Origin of the sequence: Palleronia salina (genome assembly GCF_900141995.1) — a bacterium.
Taxonomy (GTDB): Bacteria; Pseudomonadota; Alphaproteobacteria; order Rhodobacterales; family Rhodobacteraceae; genus Palleronia; species Palleronia salina.
On record NZ_FQZA01000002.1, the window covers coordinates 104,636 to 125,732 of the forward strand.

Annotated in this window: 17 protein-coding genes; 8 read left to right on the plus strand and 9 right to left on the minus strand. The window is 66.6% G+C overall.

Annotation, left to right across the window (positions count from 1 at the left end; translation table 11 throughout):
- The first annotated feature begins 119 nt into the window (after positions 1–119).
- Positions 120–941, plus strand: a complete 822-nt coding sequence (locus BUB76_RS03380; protein ID WP_073126742.1) for an ABC transporter permease — start codon at positions 120–122, stop codon at positions 939–941.
- Here the strand turns inward: BUB76_RS03380 and BUB76_RS03385 are convergent.
- Positions 919–1,533 (minus strand): alpha-ketoglutarate-dependent dioxygenase AlkB family protein, encoded by a 615-nt coding sequence (locus BUB76_RS03385; RefSeq protein ID WP_073126744.1) that lies wholly within the window; start codon positions 1,531–1,533, stop codon positions 919–921. The two genes, BUB76_RS03380 and BUB76_RS03385, sit on opposite strands and share 23 nt — an antisense overlap.
- Before the next feature lie 207 nt (positions 1,534–1,740).
- Between BUB76_RS03385 and dnaK the strand changes: the two genes are divergently transcribed.
- From dnaK to radC, 3 genes are all read left to right on the plus strand, one after another.
- Positions 1,741–3,654, plus strand: a complete 1,914-nt coding sequence (gene dnaK / locus BUB76_RS03390) for a molecular chaperone DnaK (RefSeq protein WP_073126746.1) — start codon at positions 1,741–1,743, stop codon at positions 3,652–3,654.
- A gap of 72 nt (positions 3,655–3,726) precedes the next feature.
- On the plus strand, positions 3,727–4,875 hold the full coding sequence (gene dnaJ, locus BUB76_RS03395) for a molecular chaperone DnaJ (protein ID WP_073126749.1): 1,149 nt from the start codon (positions 3,727–3,729) through the stop codon (positions 4,873–4,875).
- Between the two features lie 110 nt (positions 4,876–4,985).
- Positions 4,986–5,744: a RadC family protein gene (gene radC, locus BUB76_RS03400; RefSeq protein ID WP_073126751.1), complete on the plus strand. Its 759-nt coding sequence runs from the start codon at positions 4,986–4,988 to the stop codon at positions 5,742–5,744.
- 4 nt (positions 5,745–5,748) lie between these two features.
- Here the strand turns inward: radC and BUB76_RS03405 are convergent, their stop codons facing one another.
- Complete coding sequence (locus BUB76_RS03405; RefSeq protein ID WP_073126753.1) at positions 5,749–7,281, minus strand: phosphate ABC transporter substrate-binding/OmpA family protein; 1,533 nt, start codon at positions 7,279–7,281, stop codon at positions 5,749–5,751.
- Positions 7,282–7,403: 122 nt separating this feature from the next.
- Complete coding sequence (gene secA / locus BUB76_RS03410) at positions 7,404–10,106, minus strand: preprotein translocase subunit SecA (RefSeq protein ID WP_073126755.1); 2,703 nt, start codon at positions 10,104–10,106, stop codon at positions 7,404–7,406.
- 169 nt (positions 10,107–10,275) lie between these two features.
- On the opposite strand from secA, the gene BUB76_RS03415 reads away from it, so the two are divergent.
- From BUB76_RS03415 to BUB76_RS03425, 3 genes are read left to right on the plus strand one after another with little or no spacing between them, the layout of a single operon-like run.
- Entirely contained in the window at positions 10,276–11,109 is an 834-nt protein-coding gene (locus BUB76_RS03415; RefSeq protein ID WP_073126757.1) for a peptidylprolyl isomerase, read from the plus strand.
- A 3-nt stretch (positions 11,110–11,112) separates the two neighbouring features.
- The gene (gene argJ / locus BUB76_RS03420; RefSeq protein ID WP_073126759.1) at positions 11,113–12,330 is read left to right on the plus strand and encodes a bifunctional glutamate N-acetyltransferase/amino-acid acetyltransferase ArgJ; all 1,218 of its coding nucleotides are present in this window, start codon (positions 11,113–11,115) and stop codon (positions 12,328–12,330) included.
- On the plus strand, positions 12,327–12,725 hold the full coding sequence (locus BUB76_RS03425; protein WP_073126761.1) for a (deoxy)nucleoside triphosphate pyrophosphohydrolase: 399 nt from the start codon (positions 12,327–12,329) through the stop codon (positions 12,723–12,725). The genes argJ and BUB76_RS03425 overlap by 4 nt, the downstream gene beginning before the upstream one ends.
- 289 nt (positions 12,726–13,014) lie before the next feature.
- Here the strand turns inward: BUB76_RS03425 and infB are convergent, their stop codons facing one another.
- The 5 genes from infB to pip all read right to left on the minus strand — a co-directional run bounded on the left by infB (position 13,015) and on the right by pip (position 19,469).
- Positions 13,015–15,492, minus strand: a complete 2,478-nt coding sequence (infB, locus tag BUB76_RS03430) for a translation initiation factor IF-2 (RefSeq protein ID WP_073126763.1) — start codon at positions 15,490–15,492, stop codon at positions 13,015–13,017.
- Complete coding sequence (locus tag BUB76_RS03435; RefSeq protein ID WP_073126765.1) at positions 15,489–16,127, minus strand: RNA-binding protein; 639 nt, start codon at positions 16,125–16,127, stop codon at positions 15,489–15,491. The genes infB and BUB76_RS03435 overlap by 4 nt, the downstream gene beginning before the upstream one ends.
- Entirely contained in the window at positions 16,124–17,758 is a 1,635-nt protein-coding gene (gene nusA / locus BUB76_RS03440) for a transcription termination factor NusA (protein ID WP_073126767.1), read from the minus strand. The genes BUB76_RS03435 and nusA overlap by 4 nt, the downstream gene beginning before the upstream one ends.
- A 1-nt stretch (position 17,759) precedes the next feature.
- Positions 17,760–18,359, minus strand: a complete 600-nt coding sequence (gene rimP, locus BUB76_RS03445; RefSeq protein ID WP_073126770.1) for a ribosome maturation factor RimP — start codon at positions 18,357–18,359, stop codon at positions 17,760–17,762.
- Positions 18,360–18,500: 141 nt separating this feature from the next.
- On the minus strand, positions 18,501–19,469 hold the full coding sequence (gene pip, locus BUB76_RS03450) for a prolyl aminopeptidase (RefSeq protein ID WP_073126772.1): 969 nt from the start codon (positions 19,467–19,469) through the stop codon (positions 18,501–18,503).
- A 52-nt stretch (positions 19,470–19,521) separates the two neighbouring features.
- Between pip and ubiG the strand changes: the two genes are divergently transcribed.
- Positions 19,522–20,268, plus strand: a complete 747-nt coding sequence (gene ubiG, locus BUB76_RS03455) for a bifunctional 2-polyprenyl-6-hydroxyphenol methylase/3-demethylubiquinol 3-O-methyltransferase UbiG (protein WP_073127513.1) — start codon at positions 19,522–19,524, stop codon at positions 20,266–20,268.
- Here the strand turns inward: ubiG and BUB76_RS03460 are convergent.
- Positions 20,265–21,095: a carbon-nitrogen hydrolase family protein gene (locus tag BUB76_RS03460; protein WP_073126774.1), complete on the minus strand. Its 831-nt coding sequence runs from the start codon at positions 21,093–21,095 to the stop codon at positions 20,265–20,267. The two genes, ubiG and BUB76_RS03460, sit on opposite strands and share 4 nt — an antisense overlap.
- Between the last annotated feature and the right edge of the window lie 2 nt (positions 21,096–21,097).

A 21,097-nucleotide genomic window follows, 5' to 3' on the forward strand; every position in this document is an offset into this window, starting at 1 on the left:
CTTATTGATCGCGCTCGCGACCGACCTTATGATCCAACGTCAAGAAAACAACAACATTCCTCTTTATAGGTTCGCAGGCGCGCTGTCCCGGCGCGACGGCACAGGCGGAACGGAACCCGATGTTCAAGCAGGACGCGACGGAAACCCGGCTCAAGTCGGCCACCACGGTGGCCGAGCTGATCTATCACATGACCGTCCAGTCGGTGCGCAAGACCCACGCCAATGCGCTCATGGCGATCGGGCTGAACATCCTGCAGACGGTCATCTTCGTGATGGCCTTCTACCTGCTGTTCGTGGTGCTGGGGATGCGCAGCGCGGCCATCCGCGGCGATTTCCTGCTGTATATCATGACGGGCATCTTCCTTTACATGGTCAACACCCGCACCGTGACGGCCGTGGTGGGGTCTGAAGGTCCGTCCTCGCCAATGATGAAGCACCGGCCCATGACAACGGCCGTCGCCATCGGCGCGGCCGCGCTGGGGTCGCTCTATACCCAGGTGCTGTCGATGATGGTGGTTCTCTACGTCTACCACGTGGGCTGGGGCCCCATCAGCATCCATTACTGGCCCGGCGCGTTCGGCATGGTGATCCTGGCCTGGTTCTACGGCGTCGCGGTAGGGATCATCCTGCTGGCGATCAAGCCGTGGTTCCCGCAGTTCGCGGCCACCACGGCCACGATCTATACCCGGGTGAACATGATCGCCTCGGGCAAGATGTTCGTCGCCAACTCGCTGCCCGGCTACATGCTGGTCTGGTTCGACTGGAATCCGCTGTTCCACACCATCGACCAGGCGCGGGGATTCACCTTCGTGAACTACTTCCCCCATTTCTCGGACTGGCACTACGCGCTCTGGACCACTTGCGTGCTGCTGCTTCTGGGCATGATGGGCGAGTTCTACACCCGCCGGCACGCCTCGCTCAGCTGGGAGGCGCGGCGCTGACACCCGCCACGCGCAGGGTGACGTTGATCCGGCCCCCCTGCGGCAACAGGCTGCTCGATCCGAACCGAGTCCGGTCGATTCCGTGATAGGCCAGCCGCGCGTCGCCGCCGATCACCGCCACGTCCCCCGAGGACAGCCAGACCGATTTCGTCCGCCCCCCGCGTTCGGTCCCGCCCACGCGGAACAGCGCGTCGTCACCGAGCGAAAGCGACAGCACCGGGAAGTCGAACGACGCCTCGTCCCGGTCCTGGTGCAGCCCCATGCGCGCGCCTTCGCCGTAGAAGTTGATGAGGCAGGTGTCGGGGGGCGTCGCGCAATCCGCCAGCCGGTCCCACAGCGCCAGCAGGCGGTCGGGGATCGGCGGCCATGCCACGCCGGACGGGTGCGCGGGCTCGTAGCGATAGCCGCGCCGGTCGCTGACCCAGCCCAGCGCCCCGGCCGAGGTCATCCGCACGCTCATCTTCCGGCCGCGGGACGTTTCGGGATGGAACAGCGGTGCGGCGGAAACCACATCGCGCAGGTCCGCGACCAGCGCCTCCTGCGCGGCGTGGTCCAGCGCGCCGGGATGGATCGTGACCCCGTTCAGATCCATTCCGCGGCGCCCCGTTCACACACCCGAAAAAGCTTCACGTTTCTGTGCATTCGCGTCCCCCACATCGCTTGCAGCCCCCAGAGGCCATTCCTATATAGCCGTTCAACGCCGTCCCGCGGGCGCTAAACCGGGAAAATTGGGATCGTCGGTCGGGTGCCGCACCGGGCCAGACCGCACATACATCGCCTAACGAAGAGGACCAGACATATGGCCAAAGTCATCGGCATCGACCTTGGGACCACCAACAGCTGCGTCGCCATCATGGATGGCAGCCAGCCGCGCGTCATCGAAAACTCGGAAGGTGCGCGCACGACGCCCTCGATCGTCGCCTTCACCGAAGAAGAGCGGCTCGTCGGCCAGTCGGCCAAGCGCCAGGCCGTCACCAACTCGGAAAACACCATCTTCGCCGTCAAGCGCCTGATCGGCCGCCGGTTCGCCGACGAAGGCCTGGCGAAGGACAAGAAGAACCTGCCCTACACCATCGTCGACGGTGGCCAGGGCGACGCGTGGGTCCAGGCCCGCGACGAGAAATACAGCCCGTCGCAGATCTCGGCCTTCATCCTGCAGAAGATGAAGGAAACGGCCGAGTCGTATCTGGGCGAGGAAGTGACCCAGGCGGTCATCACCGTCCCGGCCTATTTCAACGACCAGCAGCGTCAGGCCACCAAGGACGCCGGCAAGATCGCGGGCCTCGAAGTCCTGCGCATCATCAACGAGCCGACGGCCGCCGCGCTGGCCTATGGCCTCGACAAGAAGGAATCGAAGACCATCGCCGTGTATGACCTTGGCGGCGGCACCTTCGACATCACCATCCTGGAAATCGACGACGGCCTGTTCGAGGTGAAGTCGACCAACGGTGACACCTTCCTCGGCGGTGAAGACTTCGACATGGCGATCGTCGATTACCTGGCCGACGAGTTCAAGAAAGAGCACGGCTCGGACCTGCGGAACGACAAGATGGCGCTGCAGCGCCTGAAGGAAGCCGCCGAGAAGGCCAAGATCGAGCTGTCGAGCTCCAGCCAGACCGAGATCAACCAGCCCTTCATCACCATGGGCTCGAACGGTCAGCCGCTGCACATGGTCATGAAACTGACCCGCGCCAAGCTGGAAAGCCTGGTGGGCGACCTGATCAAGCGCTCGATCAAGCCCTGCAAGGACGCGATCAAGGATGCCGGCCTGTCGGTGAACGAGATCGACGAGGTCGTGATGGTCGGCGGCATGACCCGCATGCCGCGCGTGGTGGAAGAAGTGACCAAGTTCTTCGGGAAAGAGCCCCACAAGGGCGTGAACCCCGACGAGGTCGTCGCGCTGGGCGCCGCCATCCAGGCCGGTGTGCTTCAGGGTGACGTGAAGGACGTGGTCCTGCTGGACGTGACCCCGCTGTCGCTGGGCATCGAGACGCTGGGCGGCGTGTTCACCCGGCTGATCGACCGCAACACCACGATCCCCACGAAGAAGAGCCAGATCTTCTCGACCGCCGAGGACAACCAGAACGCGGTGACGATCCGGGTCTTCCAGGGCGAGCGTGAGATGGCGGCGGACAACAAGATGCTCGGCCAGTTCAACCTGGAAGACATCCCGCCCGCGCCGCGCGGCCTGCCCCAGATCGAGGTGACGTTCGACATCGACGCCAACGGCATCGTGTCGGTCAGCGCGAAGGACAAGGGCACCGGCAAGGAGCAGAACATCACCATCCAGGCGTCGGGTGGCCTGTCGGACGACGAGATCGAGAAAATGGTCCGCGATGCCGAGGAGAACGCCGAGGCCGACAAGGGCCGCAAGGAGCTGGTCGAGGCCAAGAACCAGGCCGAAAGCCTGATCCACTCGACCGAGAAGTCGCTGGAAGAGCACAAGGACAAGGTCGACCCGACAACCGTCGAGGCCATCGAACTGGCCATCTCGAACCTGCAGGAGCAGCTCGAGACCGACGATGCGGGCAAGATCAAGTCCGGCATCCAGAACGTGACCGAAGCGTCCATGAAGCTGGGTGAGGCCATCTACAAGGCCGAGCAGGAAAAGGCCGATGGTGGCGACGATGACGCCGAAGGCCCGTCGGACGCGGATGACGACGTGGTCGACGCCGACTTCGAAGACCTGGACGACGACAAGCGGGCCTCCTGATCGCCCCGTCGCACTAATCGAAGGGTCGGCCTGAGCCATCGGGCCGGCCCTTTACCGTGAAGGATCATTCCTATGGCAAAACGCGATTTCTACGAGGTTCTGGGCGTCTCCAAGGGCGCCTCGGCCGATGAGATCAAGAAAGCCTATCGCCAGAAGGCCAAGGAACTGCACCCCGACCGCAATGCCGACAACCCCAAGGCCGAGGCCCAGTTCAAGGAAGCGAACGAGGCCTACGAGGTCTTGAAGGACGCCGAGAAGAAGGCGGCCTACGACCGCTACGGTCACGCCGCCTTCGAAGGCGGCATGGGCGGTGGCGGCGGCGCGCGTCGTCCCGGCGCCGGAGGCCAGGGCGACTTCGCCAGCGCGTTTTCCGACGTGTTCGACGACCTGTTCGGCGACATCATGGGCGGACAGCGCCGCGGCGGCCAACGCGCCACGCGCGGCAGCGACCTGCGGTACAACCTGAAGGTCACGCTGGAAGAGGCGCACCAGGGCCTGCAGAAGACCATCACCGTGCCGACCTCGGTGCCCTGCGACACCTGCTCGGGATCGGGCGCCGAAGGCGGGGCCGAACCGACGACCTGCCCCACCTGTTCGGGCATGGGCAAGGTCCGGGCGCAGCAGGGCTTCTTCACCGTCGAACGCACCTGCCCGACCTGTTCGGGTGCGGGCCAGATCGTCAAGAACCCCTGCAAATCCTGCGGCGGCGCCGGCCGGGTCGAGAAGGACCGCGCGCTGAGCGTCAACATCCCCGCGGGCGTCGAGACCGGAACCCGCATCCGCCTGGGCGGCGAGGGCGAGGCCGGCTTGCGCGGCGGACCGTCGGGCGACCTATACATCTTCATCGATGTGACGCCCCACCCGCTATTCCAGCGCGAGGCCGAGAACCTGTATTGCCGCGTGCCGGTGAGCATGACCGACGCGGCGCTGGGCGGAGATATCGAGGTGCCCACGATCGATGGCGGCCGCAGCCGCGTGAAGATCCCCGCGGGCAGCCAGTCGGGCAAGCAGATGCGCCTGCGCGGCAAGGGCATGCCCCACCTGCGCGGCGGCGGCGCGGGCGACATGTATATCGAGCTCGCGGTCGAAACGCCGGTGAACCTGACCTCGAAGCAGAAAGAGCTCCTGCGCGAGTTCGACAAGCTGTCCGAGGACAACAACCCGGAAAGCTCGGGCTTCTTCAAGAAGGTGAAAACCTTCTGGGACGGCCTGAACCAGTAAGACAAAGCCCCGGCCATCGCGCCGGGGCTTTTCGCTTGGTGGACCCGGTGGCGTGCACCGGCCCGCCCCCGCTTAACCTGGCTTTAACCATGCTCGGGCAAGCATCGGGCATGGCGCATGACAGGATCTCTTCCTCCGACCTGCCGCTCTTCGGTCTTGCCGAGGCACAGGCGCCGCCCGCGCGCGGCGACAAGCTGCCGTCCTACCTGCGCGACCACCGGGCCCGGCTGCGCGAGCGGTTCATGGAAGGCGGCGGCGCGCCCATGCCGGATTACGAGCTGCTGGAATTGCTGCTGTTCCGCGCCATCCCGCGCCGCGATGTCAAACCGCTCGCCCGCACGCTGATCGACACCTTCGGCGACCTGGGCTGCGTCCTGGCGGCCAGCCCCGCGCAGCTGAAGAAGATCGAGGGTCTGGGCCCCGCCGTTCTGGTCGAGCTGAAACTGGCCGAGGCGATCGCCCACCGCATCGCCCGCGCCCGCGTGATCGGGCGGCCGGTGGTCAGTTCATGGCAGGCGCTTCTGGATTACTGCCACACCACCATGACCAACCGCGCGACCGAGCAGTTCCGCATAATGTTCCTGGACACGAAGAACGCCGTCATCGCCGACGAGGAACAGGCGCGCGGCACCGTCGACCATGTGCCCGTCTACCCGCGCGAGGTCGTCAAACGCGCGCTGGAGCTCGACGCCAAATCGCTGATCCTGGTGCACAACCACCCCTCGGGCGATCCCACGCCCAGCCAGGCCGATATCGCCATGACCGACCAGATCGACCGCGCCTGCCAGGCGCTGGGCCTGACGCTGCACGACCATCTGATTATCGGTAAATCGAACGAACTCAGCTTCCGGGCACAGGGCTACCTCTAGCGGCCTAGTCCAGCCAGACCTCGACCCTGCGGTTCACGCCCCGACCCCATTCCACATCGTCACAGGCCATGGGAAGGGCTTCGCCGAAGCCGGCCACGTCCAGCGTGATGCGGCTCGGGTCCATGGTGCGGGCAGCGGTCCGCACGGCATCGCGCACCACCTCGGCCCGATCGCGCGACAGGCGGCGGTTCGCGACGGCATCACCGGTGCCGTCGGAAAATCCGGCGAAGGTCAGCCGGCGGTCATCGAATAGGCCGCGCTCCAGGGCCTCGGCCAACAGCGCGACGTTCGACCGGCTCTGCGCATCCAGCAGGGTCGAGCCCCCTTCGAAGCGAAACGAGATCGTCAGGCGCGACCGCCCTTCCAGCGTCGCGATCATGTCCTTCAGGTCCGACAGCGACACCTCCGTCCCCGCATTGCGGATCGCGTTGGCGAGCCGCGCGCCCTGCGCATCCAATGACACCGCCTGCGGGAACTGGTCGACGAACCCCGCCCGCGCGATCACCGCCTGGGCCGCGGGCGAATTGGCGTAGGCCAGGAAATCGCGCGCCAGGCGCGGTAGACGCCGCGCGGGCGTGTACAGGAAAATCGGCGTGGTCAGCGGATAATCCTCGGACTTCAGGGCCATGGCATTGGCCGCGCTGAGCCGCCCACAAGGCCCGCGCAGATCGACCGGCTGCGCGTTGCCGATATCCGAGAAGGCCACCAGTCCCAGCGCCAAGGGATCGTCCGAGACCTCGGAGACCAGTGTCCCATCGTCGTCATGCACAACCGTTCCGTCAGGCAGCGCGACGCTCTCCCGCCGAAGGACGCGCCGCATGAAGGACTGGAAAAGGCCGGTCGACGGGCGGGTGATGTGCAGGACGATCGGGCCCGGCTCCTGCCCCAGCTCGGCCCAGTCGGTGAGCCGACCCGTCACGATGCCGCGCAGATCCTCGAGCGTGATGTCGGGCAGCGGATTCTCGACCGCGACCACCGGAACGATCGCGTCCAGCGCCAGGATGCGGGACCGTCCAGGATCGGTCAGCGTGCCGCGGCCCGCCTGCCGCGCCAGGACGGCCTCGTCGCGGCTGACCGCGCGGCGCGAAATCACCAGGTCGGCCTCGTCGGCGATAAGGTCGGCGAACCCCTCGTCCGACGAATTGAGATTGAAGATGAACTCGCCCGACGGATCGTCGGACCTACGTTCCGAGAGCAGGTATGTCAGGCCACCATCGCCCTGGTCCTCGCGCGCCACGTCATAGCCGTTCCGGACCGCAAAGGTCTCCAGCAGGATCGGCAGCAGCGTGGTCCCCACGCTCGCGCTGCCCGAAATGCGAAGCCGGGCTACGAAGTTCAGAAGATCGGGGCAGCCCGGACCGTCGCAGGTGACGCCGGATCCATCCAGCGTGAGTTCGCCATACTCGGTATCGACGCGGTAGAATTCACCGTCGAAGCCCAGCAGCGTGCCGTCGATGGACAGGCTGCCGTCCCGGGCGCTGAGCGTGACGTCATCGGCGCGCGCCGGCGCGGTGACGATCGCCAGGATGGCCAGCATCCAGGCGCACGCGAATATCAAAGGCGGCGGCCTCCGATCTCGTGGGCTGGCGCGCGACGTGTGGTCGGCCGCGCCGGTGGCCCTGCTGAATGATGCAGGCGAACCCGGTGCGGCGCCGGGGGTCAGACCAGCTGCCCGTGGCAATGCTTGAACTTCTTGCCTGATCCGCAGGGGCAGGCGTCGTTCCGGCCGGGGTTGCCCCAGGTCGACGGGTCCGCCTCGACGAAACCGGGCGCGGCGGCTTCGGCCTGCGCCTCGCCCTGCGGGGGCGTGGCCTGCGCCTCGGCCTCGACCTGCTTCCGCTGCTGCTGCATCTGCGCCAGCATCGCCTGCTGTTCCTCTTCGGTCAGCGGGCGGATCTGGGCGAGCTTCTGGGTCACGTCCTCGCGCAGGCTGTCGAGCATGGATTCGAACAGCTGGAACGCCTCGTTCTTGTACTCGTTCAGCGGGTCGCGCTGCGCGTAGCCGCGGAAGCCCACGACCGACCGCAGGTGTTCCAGCGTCAGCAGGTGCTCGCGCCACTTCGCATCGATCGTCTGCAGAAGGATCTGCTTTTCGATCATGCGCATGTTCTCGGGGCCGAACTTGGAGGCCTTCTCGGCCATGAACTCGTCCGACGCGGTATAAAGCCGCTCGCGGATGACCTCGTCGTCGACGCCGTCTTCTTCGGTCCAGGCGATGACGGGCATGTCGATGCCGACCTTCTCCAGAACGGCGACATACAGGCCCTCGCCGTCCCACTGGTCGGCATAGGTCTTGGGCGGGATGTACTGGTCGACCAGGTCGTCGATCACCTGGTGGCGCATGTCCTGCGCGATCTCGCCCAGGTCCTCGGCCTCCATGATCTCGCGGCGCTGGGCGAAGATCACCTTGCGCTGGTCGTTCATCACGTCGTCGAATTTCAGCAGCTGTTTGCGGATGTCGAAGTTGCGGCCCTCAACCTTCGCCTGCGCCTTTTCCAGCGACTTGTTCACCCAGGGGTGAACGATGGCCTCGCCTTCCTTCATCCCGAGCTTCTGCAGGACGTTTTCCAGCCGCTCGGACCCGAAGATGCGCATGAGGTCATCTTCGAGCGACAGGAAGAACGAAGACCGTCCCGGGTCGCCCTGGCGGCCCGAGCGGCCGCGCAGCTGGTTGTCGATCCGGCGGCTTTCGTGCCGTTCGGTGGCCAGCACGAACAGGCCGCCGGCCTCCTTAACCTTTTCCTTCTCGTCCGCCGTCTCGGCCGCTATGCGGGCGCGGACTTCCTCGGGGTCGGCCTCGGGATTTTCCGCCAGCGCCTGCATGACCTTCATGTCCACGTTGCCGCCCAGCTGAATGTCGGTGCCGCGGCCGGCCATGTTCGTGGCGATCGTGATGGCGCCGGTCTTGCCGGCATCGGCGACGATCTGCGCCTCCTGCTCGTGCTGGCGCGCGTTCAGGACGTTGTGCGGCAGGTCGGCCTTCTTCAGCAGGTCCGAAAGCTGCTCGGACTTCTCGATCGAGGTGGTGCCGACCAGCACGGGCTGGCCCTTCTCGTGGGCCTTGCGGATGGCTTCGACGATGGCCTGGTACTTCTCGCCGGCGGTGCGGTAGACGGCGTCGTGCTCATCCTCGCGGGCGATGGGCTTGTTGGTTGGCACCTCGACCACGCCCAGGCCGTAGATCTCCTGGAATTCCTCGGCCTCGGTCAGGGCGGTGCCGGTCATGCCCGCCAGCTTGTCGTAGAGCCGGAAGTAGTTCTGGAACGTCACCTGCGCCAGCGTCACGTTCTCGGGCTGGATGTTCACGCCTTCCTTGGCCTCGATGGCCTGGTGCAAACCGTCGGACAGGCGGCGGCCCGCCATCATGCGGCCGGTGAACTCGTCGATCAGCACGACCTCGCCGTCGCGGACGATGTAATCCTTGTCCTTGGTGAACAGCTTGTGGGCGCGCAGGCCCTGGTTCACGTGGTGAACGATCGTTGTGGATTCGGGGTCGTAGAGGGTCTGCTCCTCGGGCAGGATGCCGGCGGCGTGCAGGTGCCCCTCGAGGAACTCGTTCCCCTCGTCCGTGTAGGTGACGTTGCGCGTTTTCTCGTCCAGCGAGAAATGCTCGTCCTGCAGGTGCGGGATGACCGTATCGATGGTCTTGTAGAGCTCGGACCGGTCCTGCGCGGGCCCCGAGATGATCAGCGGCGTCCGCGCCTCGTCGATCAGGATGCTGTCGACCTCGTCCACGATGGCGAAGTAGTGGTCGCGCTGGTACATGTCCTTCAGCTCGGACTTCATGTTGTCGCGCAGGTAGTCGAAGCCCAGCTCGTTGTTGGTGGCGTAGGTCACGTCGCAGGCATAGGCGTCGCGCTTCTCGGCGTCGGGCTGCTGCGGGTAGACGACGCCGCAGGTGATGCCCAGCGCGTCATAGACCTTGGACATCCATTCGCTGTCGCGCTTGGCCAGGTAGTCGTTCACGGTGACGATGTGCACGCCCCGCCCGGTCAGCGCGTTCAGGTAGGCCGGGAAGGTCGCGACCAGGGTCTTGCCTTCGCCGGTCTTCATTTCGGAAATGTTGCCCTGGTGCAGGAAGATGCCGCCCATCAGCTGCACGTCGAAGGCCCGCAGGCCCAGGGCGCGTTTCGCGGCCTCGCGGCAGTTGGCGAAGGCCTCGACCAGCAGATCGTCCAGCGACTCGCCCCCCTCGGCCCGGGCCTTCAGCGACTGGGTCTTCTCCTTCAGCGCGTCGTCCGACAGCGCCTCGTACTCGGGCTCGAGCGCGTTGATCGCATCGACGATCGGCCGCGTGGCCTTCACCTTGCGATCGTTCGGTGTGCCAAAAACCTTTTTGGCGACGGAACCCAGACCCAGCATTGTCTCTCCTGACGGCATCGTGTGTGGGGGACATGCTTGCCCGCATCCGGGCGGGCGCATAATTAGGGCGTCAAGCCGGCCCCCTTTTCAAGCTGTTAGCGATGTAAGGGGCGCCTATCACAGTGTCAACGCCGGGGCCCGCTGGACCCTTGCCACGAAGGACGAAAGCATGAATCGACTGATCCCCATCGCCACCGCCTGCACCCTTGCCATGGGCGCCGCCCTGCCGTCCCACGCGCAGGAGGCCGATACCGTCGTCGCCACGGTGGGCGACACGGCGATCACGCTGGGTCACGTGGCGGCCTACCGCGCGTCGCTGGGCGAGCAGGTGAACCAGATGCCCGCGCAGCAACTTTATGACGCGGTGCTGGATCAGCTGATCTCCATGGCCGTCCTGGCCGACGGCCGCGAGGTCGGCGAGGTCGAGCAGATCTTCATCGACAACGAGCGCCGGTCGCAGCTGGCCCGGGCCGCCGTGCTGGACCTGCAGGAGCAGCCCGTCGAGGATGCCGAGGTGCAGGCCGCCTACGAAGAGATGTTCGGCGATTTCGAGTCGAGCCCCGAATTCAACGCCTCGCACATCCTGGTCGAGACCGAGGAAGAGGCCGCCGACCTGATCGCGCAACTGGAAGACGGCGCCGATTTCGCCACCCTGGCCCGCGAAAATTCCACCGGCCCGTCTGGACCTTCGGGGGGCGAGCTGGGCTGGTTCGGCCCGGGCCAGATGGTGCCGGCCTTCGACCAGGCCGTGCAGGAGATGGACGTGAACGCCATCGCCGGCCCGGTTCAGACCCAGTTCGGCTGGCACGTGATCAAGCTGAACGACACGCGCCAGACCGAGGCGCCGTCGCTGGACGAGGTGCGCGACGAGCTGGCCCAGCAGGTCCTGAGCGAGCGCATCACGAACGAGATCGAGACGCGCCGCGAGGCCGCCGACATCACCATCGCCGAGGATGCCGTCGACCCGTCCGTCATCAACGACCCGTCGATCCTGGCGCGCTGATCCATGCCCGCGCTGTCGCCGCTGGCGCCCGAACGCTTCCCCGAACTGCCCGCCATCGACGGGTTGCGCCTGGCCACGGCGCAGGCGGGCGTGAAATACCGTGACCGCACCGACGTGATGCTGGCGGTCCTTGACCCCGGCGCCACGGTGGCGGGGGTATTCACACGCTCCGCCACGCGTTCGGCGGCGGTGCTGGATTGCCAGGCCAAGATCGGCGGCGACAGTGACGCGGGCGCGGCGATCCTGGTGAACTCGGGCAATTCCAACGCCTTCACCGGCCGCGCGGGCGAGGCATCGGTCGCCCGGATCTGCGCGGCCGTGGCCCGGGCCTGCGACGTTCCCGAGGACCGCGTCTTCACCTCCTCCACCGGCGTGATCGGTGAACGGCTGCCCGACGACCGCATCACCGCGGCCATCGACGGGCTGGTCGGGGGCCTTGCACCCGGCGGAATCGACGCCGCCGCACGCGCCATCATGACGACCGACACCTTTCCCAAGGGCGCGGTGCGCACCGTCGAGATCGACGGCGAGACGGTGACCATCGCCGGGATCGCCAAGGGCTCGGGGATGATCGCGCCCGACATGGCGACCATGCTGGTCTACATTTTCACCGATGCCAGCATCGGGCGGGCGCTGCTGCAGGACATGCTGGGCGACCTGACCGACCGCAGCTTCAACGCGATCTCGGTGGACAGCGATACGTCGACCTCGGACACGCTGCTGATGGCCGCCACCAACAAGGGCCCCGCGGTTCACGACCGCCACGGCCCGTTCGAGTATGCGCTGGGTGACCTGATGCTGGACCTGGCCCACCAGGTCGTGCGCGACGGCGAAGGCGCGACCAAGTTCATCCGGATCGACGTGTCAGGCGCCGAGAGCGACTCCGACGCCCGCAAGGTGGCCAGCGCCATCGCCAACTCGCCGCTGGTCAAGACGGCCATCGCGGGCGAGGACCCGAACTGGGGCCGCATCGTCATGGCGGTGGGCAAGTCCGGCGCCGCCGCCAACCGCGACACGTTGCGCATCACCTTCGGCGACATCGAGGTGGCGCGCGACGGCTGGGTCTCGCCCGACTATACCGAGGCGCGGGGCGCCGATTACATGAAGCGCGACGAGATCACGATCGGCGTCGACCTGGGGCTGGGCGACGGCGCGGATACCATGTGGACCTGCGACCTGACCCACGCCTACATCACGATCAACGCGGATTACCGGTCGTGAAGACGGTGCTGGTCTCCGCGGTCGCGCTGATCGACGTGGACGGGCGCGTACTGCTGGCGCAACGCCCGCCCGGCAAGTCGATGGAAGGCCTGTGGGAATTTCCCGGCGGCAAGGTCGAGCCGGGCGAAACGCCCGAGGCCGCCCTGATCCGCGAGTTGCACGAGGAACTGGGCATCGACACCTGGCAATCCTGCCTGGCGCCGCTGACCTTCGCCAGCCATGGCTACGATGATTTCCACCTGCTCATGCCGCTGTTCGCCTGTCGCAAGTGGCAGGGCCAGCCGACGGCGCGCGAGGGGCAGGTTCTGAAATGGGTCCGCCCGCGCGAGATGCGCGACTATCCGATGCCGCCGGCCGACCTGCCCCTGATCCCCATTCTGCGAGACTGGCTCTAGCGGGCCAGTTCCGGGAAGGTCTGGAGGATATCGTCGCGGGTCAGCCGCACCGGAGCCTGGCTCGCGTCCGAGCGTTCCGATTGCCCGCCCAGCAGTCTTTCCAAGATACGCGCCATGCCCCAACTCCGTCCGTGTCTATCAACTTGATAAGAAGCACGGGGGGCTGCGGGAAAAGTTTCGCAGGTATTAATGATTTCTTAACTTTTTTGCCTGCTCTCGGGATGGGCGAACGCAAAGGGCCCACCGGTGGATGCCGGCGGGCCCTTGTTTTCCTGGCGTCGGGGTCGGCTCAGAGGTTCCGCTCGACCTCTTCGCGCTCGAAGATCTCGATGACGTCGCCGGGACGGATGTCTTCGTAGTTCTCGAAGGCCATGCCGCATTCCTGGCCCGACTGGACCTCGGACACCTCGTCCTTGAAGCGCTTGAGCGTCTTCAGCGTGCCCTCGTGGATCACCACGTTGTCGCGCAGCAGGCGCACGCCGGCCGAGCGGCGGGCGATGCCCTCGGTGACGAGGCAACCGGCGACGTTGCCGACCTTGGAAACCTTGAAGACCTCCTTGATTTCGGCGTAGCCGATGAAGTTCTCGCGCACCTCGGCCGACAGCAGGCCCGAGGCCGCCGCCTTCACGTCGTCCACCAGGTCGTAGATGACCGAGTAATAGCGGATCTCGACACCCTTCTGGTTCGCGGTGTTCCGCGCCGAGGCGTTGGCACGGACGTTGAAGCCCATGATCGGCGCGCCGGACGCTTCGGCAAGGCCGACATCGGTCTCGGTGATGGCCCCCACACCGTAGTGCAGGACGCGCACGCGCACCTCGTCGTTGCCGATCTTTTCCATCGCCTGGACGATGGCCTCCGCAGAGCCCTGCACGTCGGCCTTCACCAGGATGGGCAGCTCGGCCACGTTCTCGTCGGCCTTGGCCTGCGCCATCATCGCCTCGAGCGTCGTGGCGGCACCGGCCGCGGCGCGCTTGTCCTTGGCCTGCTGCTGGCGATACTCGGCGATCTCGCGGGCCTGGGCCTCGGTCTCGACCACGTTCAGGACGTCGCCCGCCTCGGGCGTGCCGTTCAGGCCAAGAACCTCGACCGGGACCGACGGTCCGGCCTCGTTCACGCGTTCGCCCTGGTCGTTCTCCATGGCGCGGACCTTGCCCCACTGTTCGCCGACGACGAAGATGTCGCCGCGCCGCAGGGTGCCCGACTGGACCAGCACGGTGGCCACGGGGCCGCGGCCCACGTCCAGCTGCGCCTCGATCACGGCGCCCTGGGCGGCGCGGTTCGGGTTGGCCTTCAGTTCAAGAACCTCGGCCTGCAGAGCGATGGCTTCGAGCAGTTCGTCCAGGCCCTGGCCGGAAATGGCCGACACCTCGACATCCTGCACGTCGCCCGACAGCTTTTCGACGATGACCTCGTGCTGAAGCAGACCGGTGCGGACCTTGTCCGGGTCGGCGGCCGGCTTGTCGATCTTGTTGATCGCCACGATCATCGGGACGCCCGCCGCCTTGGCGTGATTGATCGCCTCGACCGTCTGCGGCATGACCGAATCGTCGGCCGCCACGACCAGCACCACGATATCCGTCACCTGAGCACCACGCGCACGCATGGAGGTAAAGGCCGCGTGGCCCGGCGTGTCGAGGAAGGTCAGCGTCGCGTCGCCCTGCTGCACCTGGTAGGCGCCGATATGCTGGGTGATGCCGCCGGCCTCGCCTGCGACGACGCGCGCGTTGCGGATGGCGTCCAGCACGGACGTCTTGCCGTGGTCCACGTGGCCCATCACGGTGATGATCGGGGCGCGCGGCTTCATGTCCTCGGGCTTGTCGTCGACCTGGTCGATGACCTGCTCCACGTCCGAGTCGCTGACGCGAACGACGCGGTGGCCGAATTCCTCGATGATCAGCTCGGCGGTGTCGGCGTCGATGGTCTGGGTCTGGGTCGCCATGATGCCGTTCTGCATCAGCGCCTTGACCACGTCGGCCACCTTCTCGGTCATGCGGTTCGCCAGTTCCGAGACGGTGATCGCCTCGGGCAGCTGCACGTCGCGGGTGACCTTTTCGCGGTCCTGCGTCTGGCCCATGGCCTTCTTGCGGGCACGCTCCTGCTGGCGCTTCATCGACGCCATCGACCGCTGCCGGCCACCTTCGCCGCCGCGCAGGGCCTGGTTCACCGTCAGCTTGCCCGAACGGCGCTTGTCGTCGCCACCCTTCGCAGGCTTGCTGGGCTTGTCGCGCTCGCGCTCGGGCGCCTTCTGGGTCTGTTTCTGCGGCTTGGCTGCGCGCGCCTCGGCCTCGGACGGATCCGGGGCGGGCGCGTTGGCGCGGGCCTTGGCGTCGGCCTCTTCCTGGAGACGACGGGCGTCTTCCTCGGCCTTGGCCTTCAGGGCCTCCTCGCGCTCGCGCTCCTCGCGCTCTTTCTCTTCCTGCTCGGCGCGGCGGCGCTCACGCTCTTCGGCGCGGGCCTGCTCCTCGGCGGCACGCTTCTCGGCCTCTTCGGTCTCGCGCGCCTTGGCGGCGGCGAGGGCCTTCATGCGGCGCTCGAGCTCGGCGTCGGAAATCCCGGCGGGGCGCTTCTTGGGGTCACCCCCGGCGGGCGCGGCGGACTTCGATCCCGCCTCGGCCTTCGAGGCCGCCGGCTTGGGCATCACGACCCGCTTGCGCTTCGTTTCGACCACGACGTTCTTGGTGCGGCCATGGCTGAAGCTCTGCTTCACCTGCCCCGAACGGGGCCCGCTGCGAACACCAAGCGTCTTCTTGCCGTCATTCTCACTCATCGGGTCTTCTTTACCTTTCCGGGAACCGGATCGTTCCCGTCATCTTGCGTTTCGCTTGTCCGAACGCCCGAAAGCCGCACGGCGTCATCCCTGAACAAATCAGCGAGTCTGCCTGCGGCAAGCGCCGCATGTATCACACGTTCGCGTCCGAAGGACAAACCCAATTCCTGGGCCGTCAGGATGTCGAAGAACGATCCCCGACCGCCCGGACGGTAGAGCTTGGACTTGCCGCGCTCGGATCCGTCACTGGCCTGAAGAAGGATCGCCGCGCGGTCGCGGTCGAGCCATTCCTTCACCCGTTCGAACCCCGCGACGGCGTCACCCGCCTTGCGCGCCATGCTGATCCGGTCGAGCACCCGGCGCACCAGCGCCTGCTCGACATCGTCGATCAGCCCGTCCGGCAGGCTGACCTGCCGTTTCGCGCCCTTCGAGAACAGCCGCTTCTTCACGGCCGTGTCCAGCGCGGCACGATCCGCCGCGACATACATTCCCCGGCCGGGCAACTTGCCCGCCATATCAGGGTAGATAGTGTCGTCCGGGCCCAAAACAAAGCGGATGAGGCCACGTTTTGGCGAAACCTCACCGCTGACCAGGCACTTGCGCTCGGGGTCGGTTATGTGGGCTGGGCGGCTCAGGCTGGCGCCTCCTCGGTTTCGCCCGCGTCATCCGCGTCGGCGTCTTCGGCGTCGTCTTCCTCGGACGCCAGGTCCTCGGGATCGACCCAGCCCAGCTGGATACGCGCGGTCATCACCATGGCCTGGGCTTCTTCCAGGTCCACGCCGAACGGCTCGAGCACGCCGTCATCCTTGTGACGCTCGCCGTCGACCACGGTCCAGCCGCCGGCCAGTTCCCAGTCGGCGCAGGTGGCGAAGTCTTCCAGCGTCTTGACGCCGTCCTTGGCCAGCGCCTCGATCATCTGCGGGGTCAGGCCTTCGAACTGGACCAGGCTGTCCTCGACACCCATCTCGCGGGCGGCCTCGAGCGCCTTGGCGTTCTGCGCCTCGATGAAGTCGCGCGCACGGGCCTGGAGCTCTTCCGCGGTCTCGTCGTCGACGCCGTCGATGACCGTCAGCTCGTCCAGCTCGACATAGGCGACTTCCTCGAGATTGGTGAAGCCTTCGGCCACCAGCAGCTGGGCGAAGAACTCGTCCAGATCCAGGGTGTCGACGAAAAGCTTGGTGCGCTCCTCGAACTCGGCCTGGCGGCGGGCGGATTCCTCTTCCTCGGTCATGATGTCGATGTCGAGACCGGTCAGCTGCGACGCCAGCCGCACGTTCTGGCCGCGGCGGCCGATGGCCAGGCTCAGCTGCTCTTCGGGCACGACGACCTCGATCCGCTCGGCATCCTCGTCGAGCACGACCTTGGTCACCTCGGCCGGCTGCAGCGCGTTCACGAGGAAGGTCGGCATATCCTCGTTCCACGGGATGATGTCGATCTTCTCGCCCTGCAGCTCGTTCACGACGGCCTGCACGCGGCTGCCGCGCATGCCGACGCAGGCGCCGACGGGGTCGATGCTGGAATCGTAGGAGATCACGCCGATCTTGGCGCGCGAACCGGGGTCACGGGCGACGGCCTTGATCTCGATGATGCCCTCGTAGATCTCGGGCACTTCCATCTTGAACAGCTCGGCCATGAACTCGGGCGCGGTGCGGCTGAGGAAGATCTGCGGGCCGCGCACCTCGCGGCGCACGTCCTTGATGTAGACGCGAATACGGTCGTTCGGGCGATAGCTTTCACGGCCGATCTTCTCGTTGCGGCGCAGAACCGCCTCGCCCGCGCCGATATCGACGATGACGTTGCCGTATTCCTCGCGCTTGACGACACCGTTGATGATGGTGCCGGCGCGGTCCTTGAATTCCTCGTACTGGCGGTCACGCTCCGCTTCGCGGACCTTCTGCAGGATCACCTGCTTGGCCGATTGCGCGGCGATGCGGCCCATCTCGACCGGCGGGACCTCTTCGACGTAGGTGTCGCCGACCTTGGGGTCGTCGAGGTACTGCTTGGCGGTCTCGACCGTCATCTCGGCCTGATAGTTTTCCAGCTCTTCCTCCTCGACCACGGTGCGGACGCGGGTGAAGGTCGCGCGGCCGGTCTTGCGGTCGATGGACACACGGATGTCCATCTCGCTGCCGTAGCGGGACTTCGCCGCCCGGGCGAGGCTTTCTTCCATGGCCTCGACCACCAGGGCGGGGTCGATCATCTTCTCGCGCGCCACCGCCTCGGCGGTCTGCAGCAGCTCAAGCTGGTTGGCGGATGTGATGGCCATGTCAGTGGTCCTTTTGCTCGGGAAGACGGGCGTCGTCTTCGCTGTCGATAATGGTTTCGATCTCGTCGAACTGGCTTTCGTCGATCTGGCCCGCGTCCTTGCGGGATTTCAGCACATCGCGGATCAGGTCGTCGGTCAGCACCAGCTTGGCGTCGTTCAGCCAGTCGAATTGCAAACCGATGGTGCCCTCGTCGATCTCCAGCAGGATCTCGCCGCCCTCGACGCCGGCCAGGATACCCTTGAACCGGCGGCGGCCGTCGATCAGCTCGTCCGTCTCGATCTTGGCGACGTAGCCTTCCCAGGCTGCGAAATCCTTGAGCCGGGTCAGCGGCCGGTCGATGCCGGGCGACGAGACTTCCAGGTTGTAGGCGTCCTCGATCGGGTCCTCGACGTCCAGGTGCGCCGACACGGCGGTCGAGATCCGGCCGCAATCGTCCACCTCGATCCCGCCCTCGGGCTTGTCGGCCATGATCTGCACAGTGGGCGTCTTGCCGCCCTGGTACCGCACGCGCACCAGCTCGAACCCCAGATCCTCGATCACGGGGGTGATGATTTCGGCCAGACGCCGGTCGATGCTGGCCTTTGCGATCAGATCGGACATGATGTCCCCTTCAAGCACAAAAAAACGGGCCCGCGGCCCGTTCGTGTCGTTCGGTGGGCGCCGGGTTTGGACCCCAGCGCGCCGCTGTTGAGATGCATCTAGAGAGTCCGGCCGCGCATTGCAAGGGTCGTGCCGCGCACCTCAGTCCCGCAGGCGGTCCATGACCTTGACCAGCGCGGCGCTGATCCCCGGCTCGGACAGGGCGTGGCCGGCGCGCGGGATCAGCTGGAGGTCCGACGCGGGCCACCGTTCGTGCAGGGCATAGGCCGAGCCGGGCGGGCAGATCATGTCGTACCGCCCCTGCACGATATGGCCCGGGATGTCGGCGATCTTGTGCGCCTGGTCCAGGAGCTGCCCGTCGTAGTCCAGCCAGCCCGCATGGGTGAAATAGTGATTCTCGAGCCGGGCGAACGCGCGGGCGTAATCGGCCGGGCTGTCGCCGCCCGCGCCGTCGTTGTCGATCGAGGCGAGCGTGTTCTCCCACGCGGCCCAGGCCCGGGCATAACGCGTCTGGGTCATCAGGTCGTCGCAGAACAGCCGCTTGTGGTAGGCGGCGATCAGGTCGTCTTGTTCATCCTCGGGAATCAGCTTGGTGAACCGCGCCCACATGTCGGGCCAGAACTTGCCCGCACCGCCGGCGTAGAACCATTGCAGCTCGGCCTGGGTCATCAGGAAGACGCCGCGCAGGATCAGGTGGCGCACCGCCTCGGGGTGGGTCTGGGCATAGATCAGCGCCAGCGTCGCGCCCCAGCTTCCGCCGAAGACCATCCAGCGGTCGATGCCCAGCGTTTCGCGGATCAGCTCGATATCGCGGACGAGGTGCCAGCTGGTGTTGTTCGTCACCGATGCGTGGGGACGGGATCGGCCGCATCCGCGCTGGTCGAACAGCACGATGCGAAAGACCGCCGGGTCGAAATACCGCCGCATCGAGGGCGAACACCCGCCGCCGGGGCCGCCGTGGAACACCACGACCGGCTTGCCCTCCGGGTTGCCGCACTGCTCGACATAGACGGTGTGACCGTCCCCCACGGACAGCATGCGCTGGTCGAACGGGTCGGTCCGCGGATAAAGAAAGCCTGCGACGCCCTGCTGTGCTGCCATCCGGTTCATTGGTGACCTATATAACCTGAGAAACGGCCTCGCCATGGGGCTTTCGGAAAAAATGAGGCCCGACTTGACCAGCACCGTCGACCCGCAGGAAATCGAGAAGTTCAGCGCCATGGCGGCCGAGTGGTGGGACCCCGAGGGGAAGTTCAAGCCGCTTCACATGATGAACCCGGTCCGGCTGGATCACATCTGCCGCCAGGTTGCCGTGCAGTTCGACCGCGACCGCGCATCGGAAACGCCGTTTCGCGACCTGTCGCTGCTGGATATCGGGTGCGGCGGCGGCCTTCTGTCCGAACCAATGGCCCGGCTGGGCGCCACGGTCACCGGCGCCGACGCGGCCGAGCGCAATATCGAGGTCGCCCGCGTCCACGCCGCCGAGCAGGACCTCGCCATCGACTATCGCGCCCGGACGGCCGAGGCGCTGGCGGCCGAAGGCGCGCGGTTCGACGTGGTGCTGGCCATGGAAATCGTCGAGCACGTGGCCGATGTGCCCGCCTTCCTGCGCGCGTGCCACGACCTGCTGACTCCGGGCGGGCTGCTGATCGTATCGACCCTGAACCGTACCACGAAAAGTTTCGGCGCGGCCATCCTCGGCGCCGAGTGGATCATGCGATGGCTGCCGAAGGGCACCCATGACTGGTCGAAATTCATCACTCCGGACGAGCTGGACGGCCACCTCCGCGCGGCGGGGCTGTCGCCCGTCGACCGGACGGGGTTCGTCTTCAACCCCATCACCTGGGGCTGGCGGCTGTCCGACCGGGATTTCGCGGTGAACTACGCCATGACGGCGGTCCGCGACTAGGGCGCGTCGAAGGGGCGGTCGTGGGTCAGGCTGGGCACCTTGCCCCGCGCTTCGGCCAACCTTTCCAGATCGAGGTCCACCATGGTGACGCCGGGCGCGGTTCCCGCGTCCGCGATCACTTCGCCCCACGGGGCAATGGCCAACGAATGACCGTGCGTGCGCCGCGCACGCCCGGCGCTGGCGATGTGCTGACCCGTCTGGGCAGCGGCCAGAACGAAGCACCCCGTCTCGATCGCGCGGGCGCGCAGCAGGACCTCCCAGTGGGCCTGCCCCGTCAGCGGCGAGAAGGCCGCCGGCACCAGCAGAACCTCGGCCCCCGCCTGTGCCAGCGCGCGGTGCAGCTGCGGGAAGCGCAGGTCGTAGCAGATCGTCAGGCCGAAGGCGGCCAGCGGCGTTTGCGCCAAAACCGCCCGGTCGCCGGGACGGTAGCCGGCCGATTCGCGATAGGTCTCGGTCTCGCTCACCTGCACGTCGAACATGTGGATCTTGTCGTAACGGGCGGCGATCCCGCCATCGGGTCCGATCAGGAACCCCCGGTTCGCCAGGCGCCCGTCCGCGTCACCGCTGGCGATACCCAGCGATCCGATATGCAGCCAGACGCCCAGCCGCGCCGCGTCTTCGCGCAGGGCGGCCAGCGTCGGGTCGTCTTCCTCGGTGGTCAGCACGCGCTGCTGATGCGCGCGGTCCGCCGACACGCAATTGGTGACCTCGGGCGTGGTGACGAATTCCGCGCCATCGGTGGCCGCACGCGCCACTAGCCCGCGCGTCACCGGCAGGTTCGCCGCCGGGTCATCGCTGCTGGTCAGCTGGATCAGCGCGGCGCGCATGG

Coding starts and splice junctions, on each gene's coding strand:
- infB (WP_073126763.1), bottom strand. CDS start 15,492: ATGAGTGAGAATGACGGCAAGAAGACGCTTGGTGTTCGCAGCGGGCCC.
- BUB76_RS03415 (WP_073126757.1), top strand. CDS start 10,276: ATGAATCGACTGATCCCCATCGCCACCGCCTGCACCCTTGCCATGGGC.
- argJ (WP_073126759.1), top strand. CDS start 11,113: ATGCCCGCGCTGTCGCCGCTGGCGCCCGAACGCTTCCCCGAACTGCCC.
- BUB76_RS03385 (WP_073126744.1), bottom strand. CDS start 1,533: ATGGATCTGAACGGGGTCACGATCCATCCCGGCGCGCTGGACCACGCC.
- pip (WP_073126772.1), bottom strand. CDS start 19,469: ATGAACCGGATGGCAGCACAGCAGGGCGTCGCAGGCTTTCTTTATCCG.
- secA (WP_073126755.1), bottom strand. CDS start 10,106: ATGCTGGGTCTGGGTTCCGTCGCCAAAAAGGTTTTTGGCACACCGAAC.
- nusA (WP_073126767.1), bottom strand. CDS start 17,758: ATGGCCATCACATCCGCCAACCAGCTTGAGCTGCTGCAGACCGCCGAG.
- BUB76_RS03380 (WP_073126742.1), top strand. CDS start 120: ATGTTCAAGCAGGACGCGACGGAAACCCGGCTCAAGTCGGCCACCACG.
- BUB76_RS03460 (WP_073126774.1), bottom strand. CDS start 21,095: ATGCGCGCCGCGCTGATCCAGCTGACCAGCAGCGATGACCCGGCGGCG.
- ubiG (WP_073127513.1), top strand. CDS start 19,522: ATGAGGCCCGACTTGACCAGCACCGTCGACCCGCAGGAAATCGAGAAG.
- BUB76_RS03405 (WP_073126753.1), bottom strand. CDS start 7,281: ATGCTGGCCATCCTGGCGATCGTCACCGCGCCGGCGCGCGCCGATGAC.
- dnaK (WP_073126746.1), top strand. CDS start 1,741: ATGGCCAAAGTCATCGGCATCGACCTTGGGACCACCAACAGCTGCGTC.
- radC (WP_073126751.1), top strand. CDS start 4,986: ATGGCGCATGACAGGATCTCTTCCTCCGACCTGCCGCTCTTCGGTCTT.
- rimP (WP_073126770.1), bottom strand. CDS start 18,359: ATGTCCGATCTGATCGCAAAGGCCAGCATCGACCGGCGTCTGGCCGAA.
- dnaJ (WP_073126749.1), top strand. CDS start 3,727: ATGGCAAAACGCGATTTCTACGAGGTTCTGGGCGTCTCCAAGGGCGCC.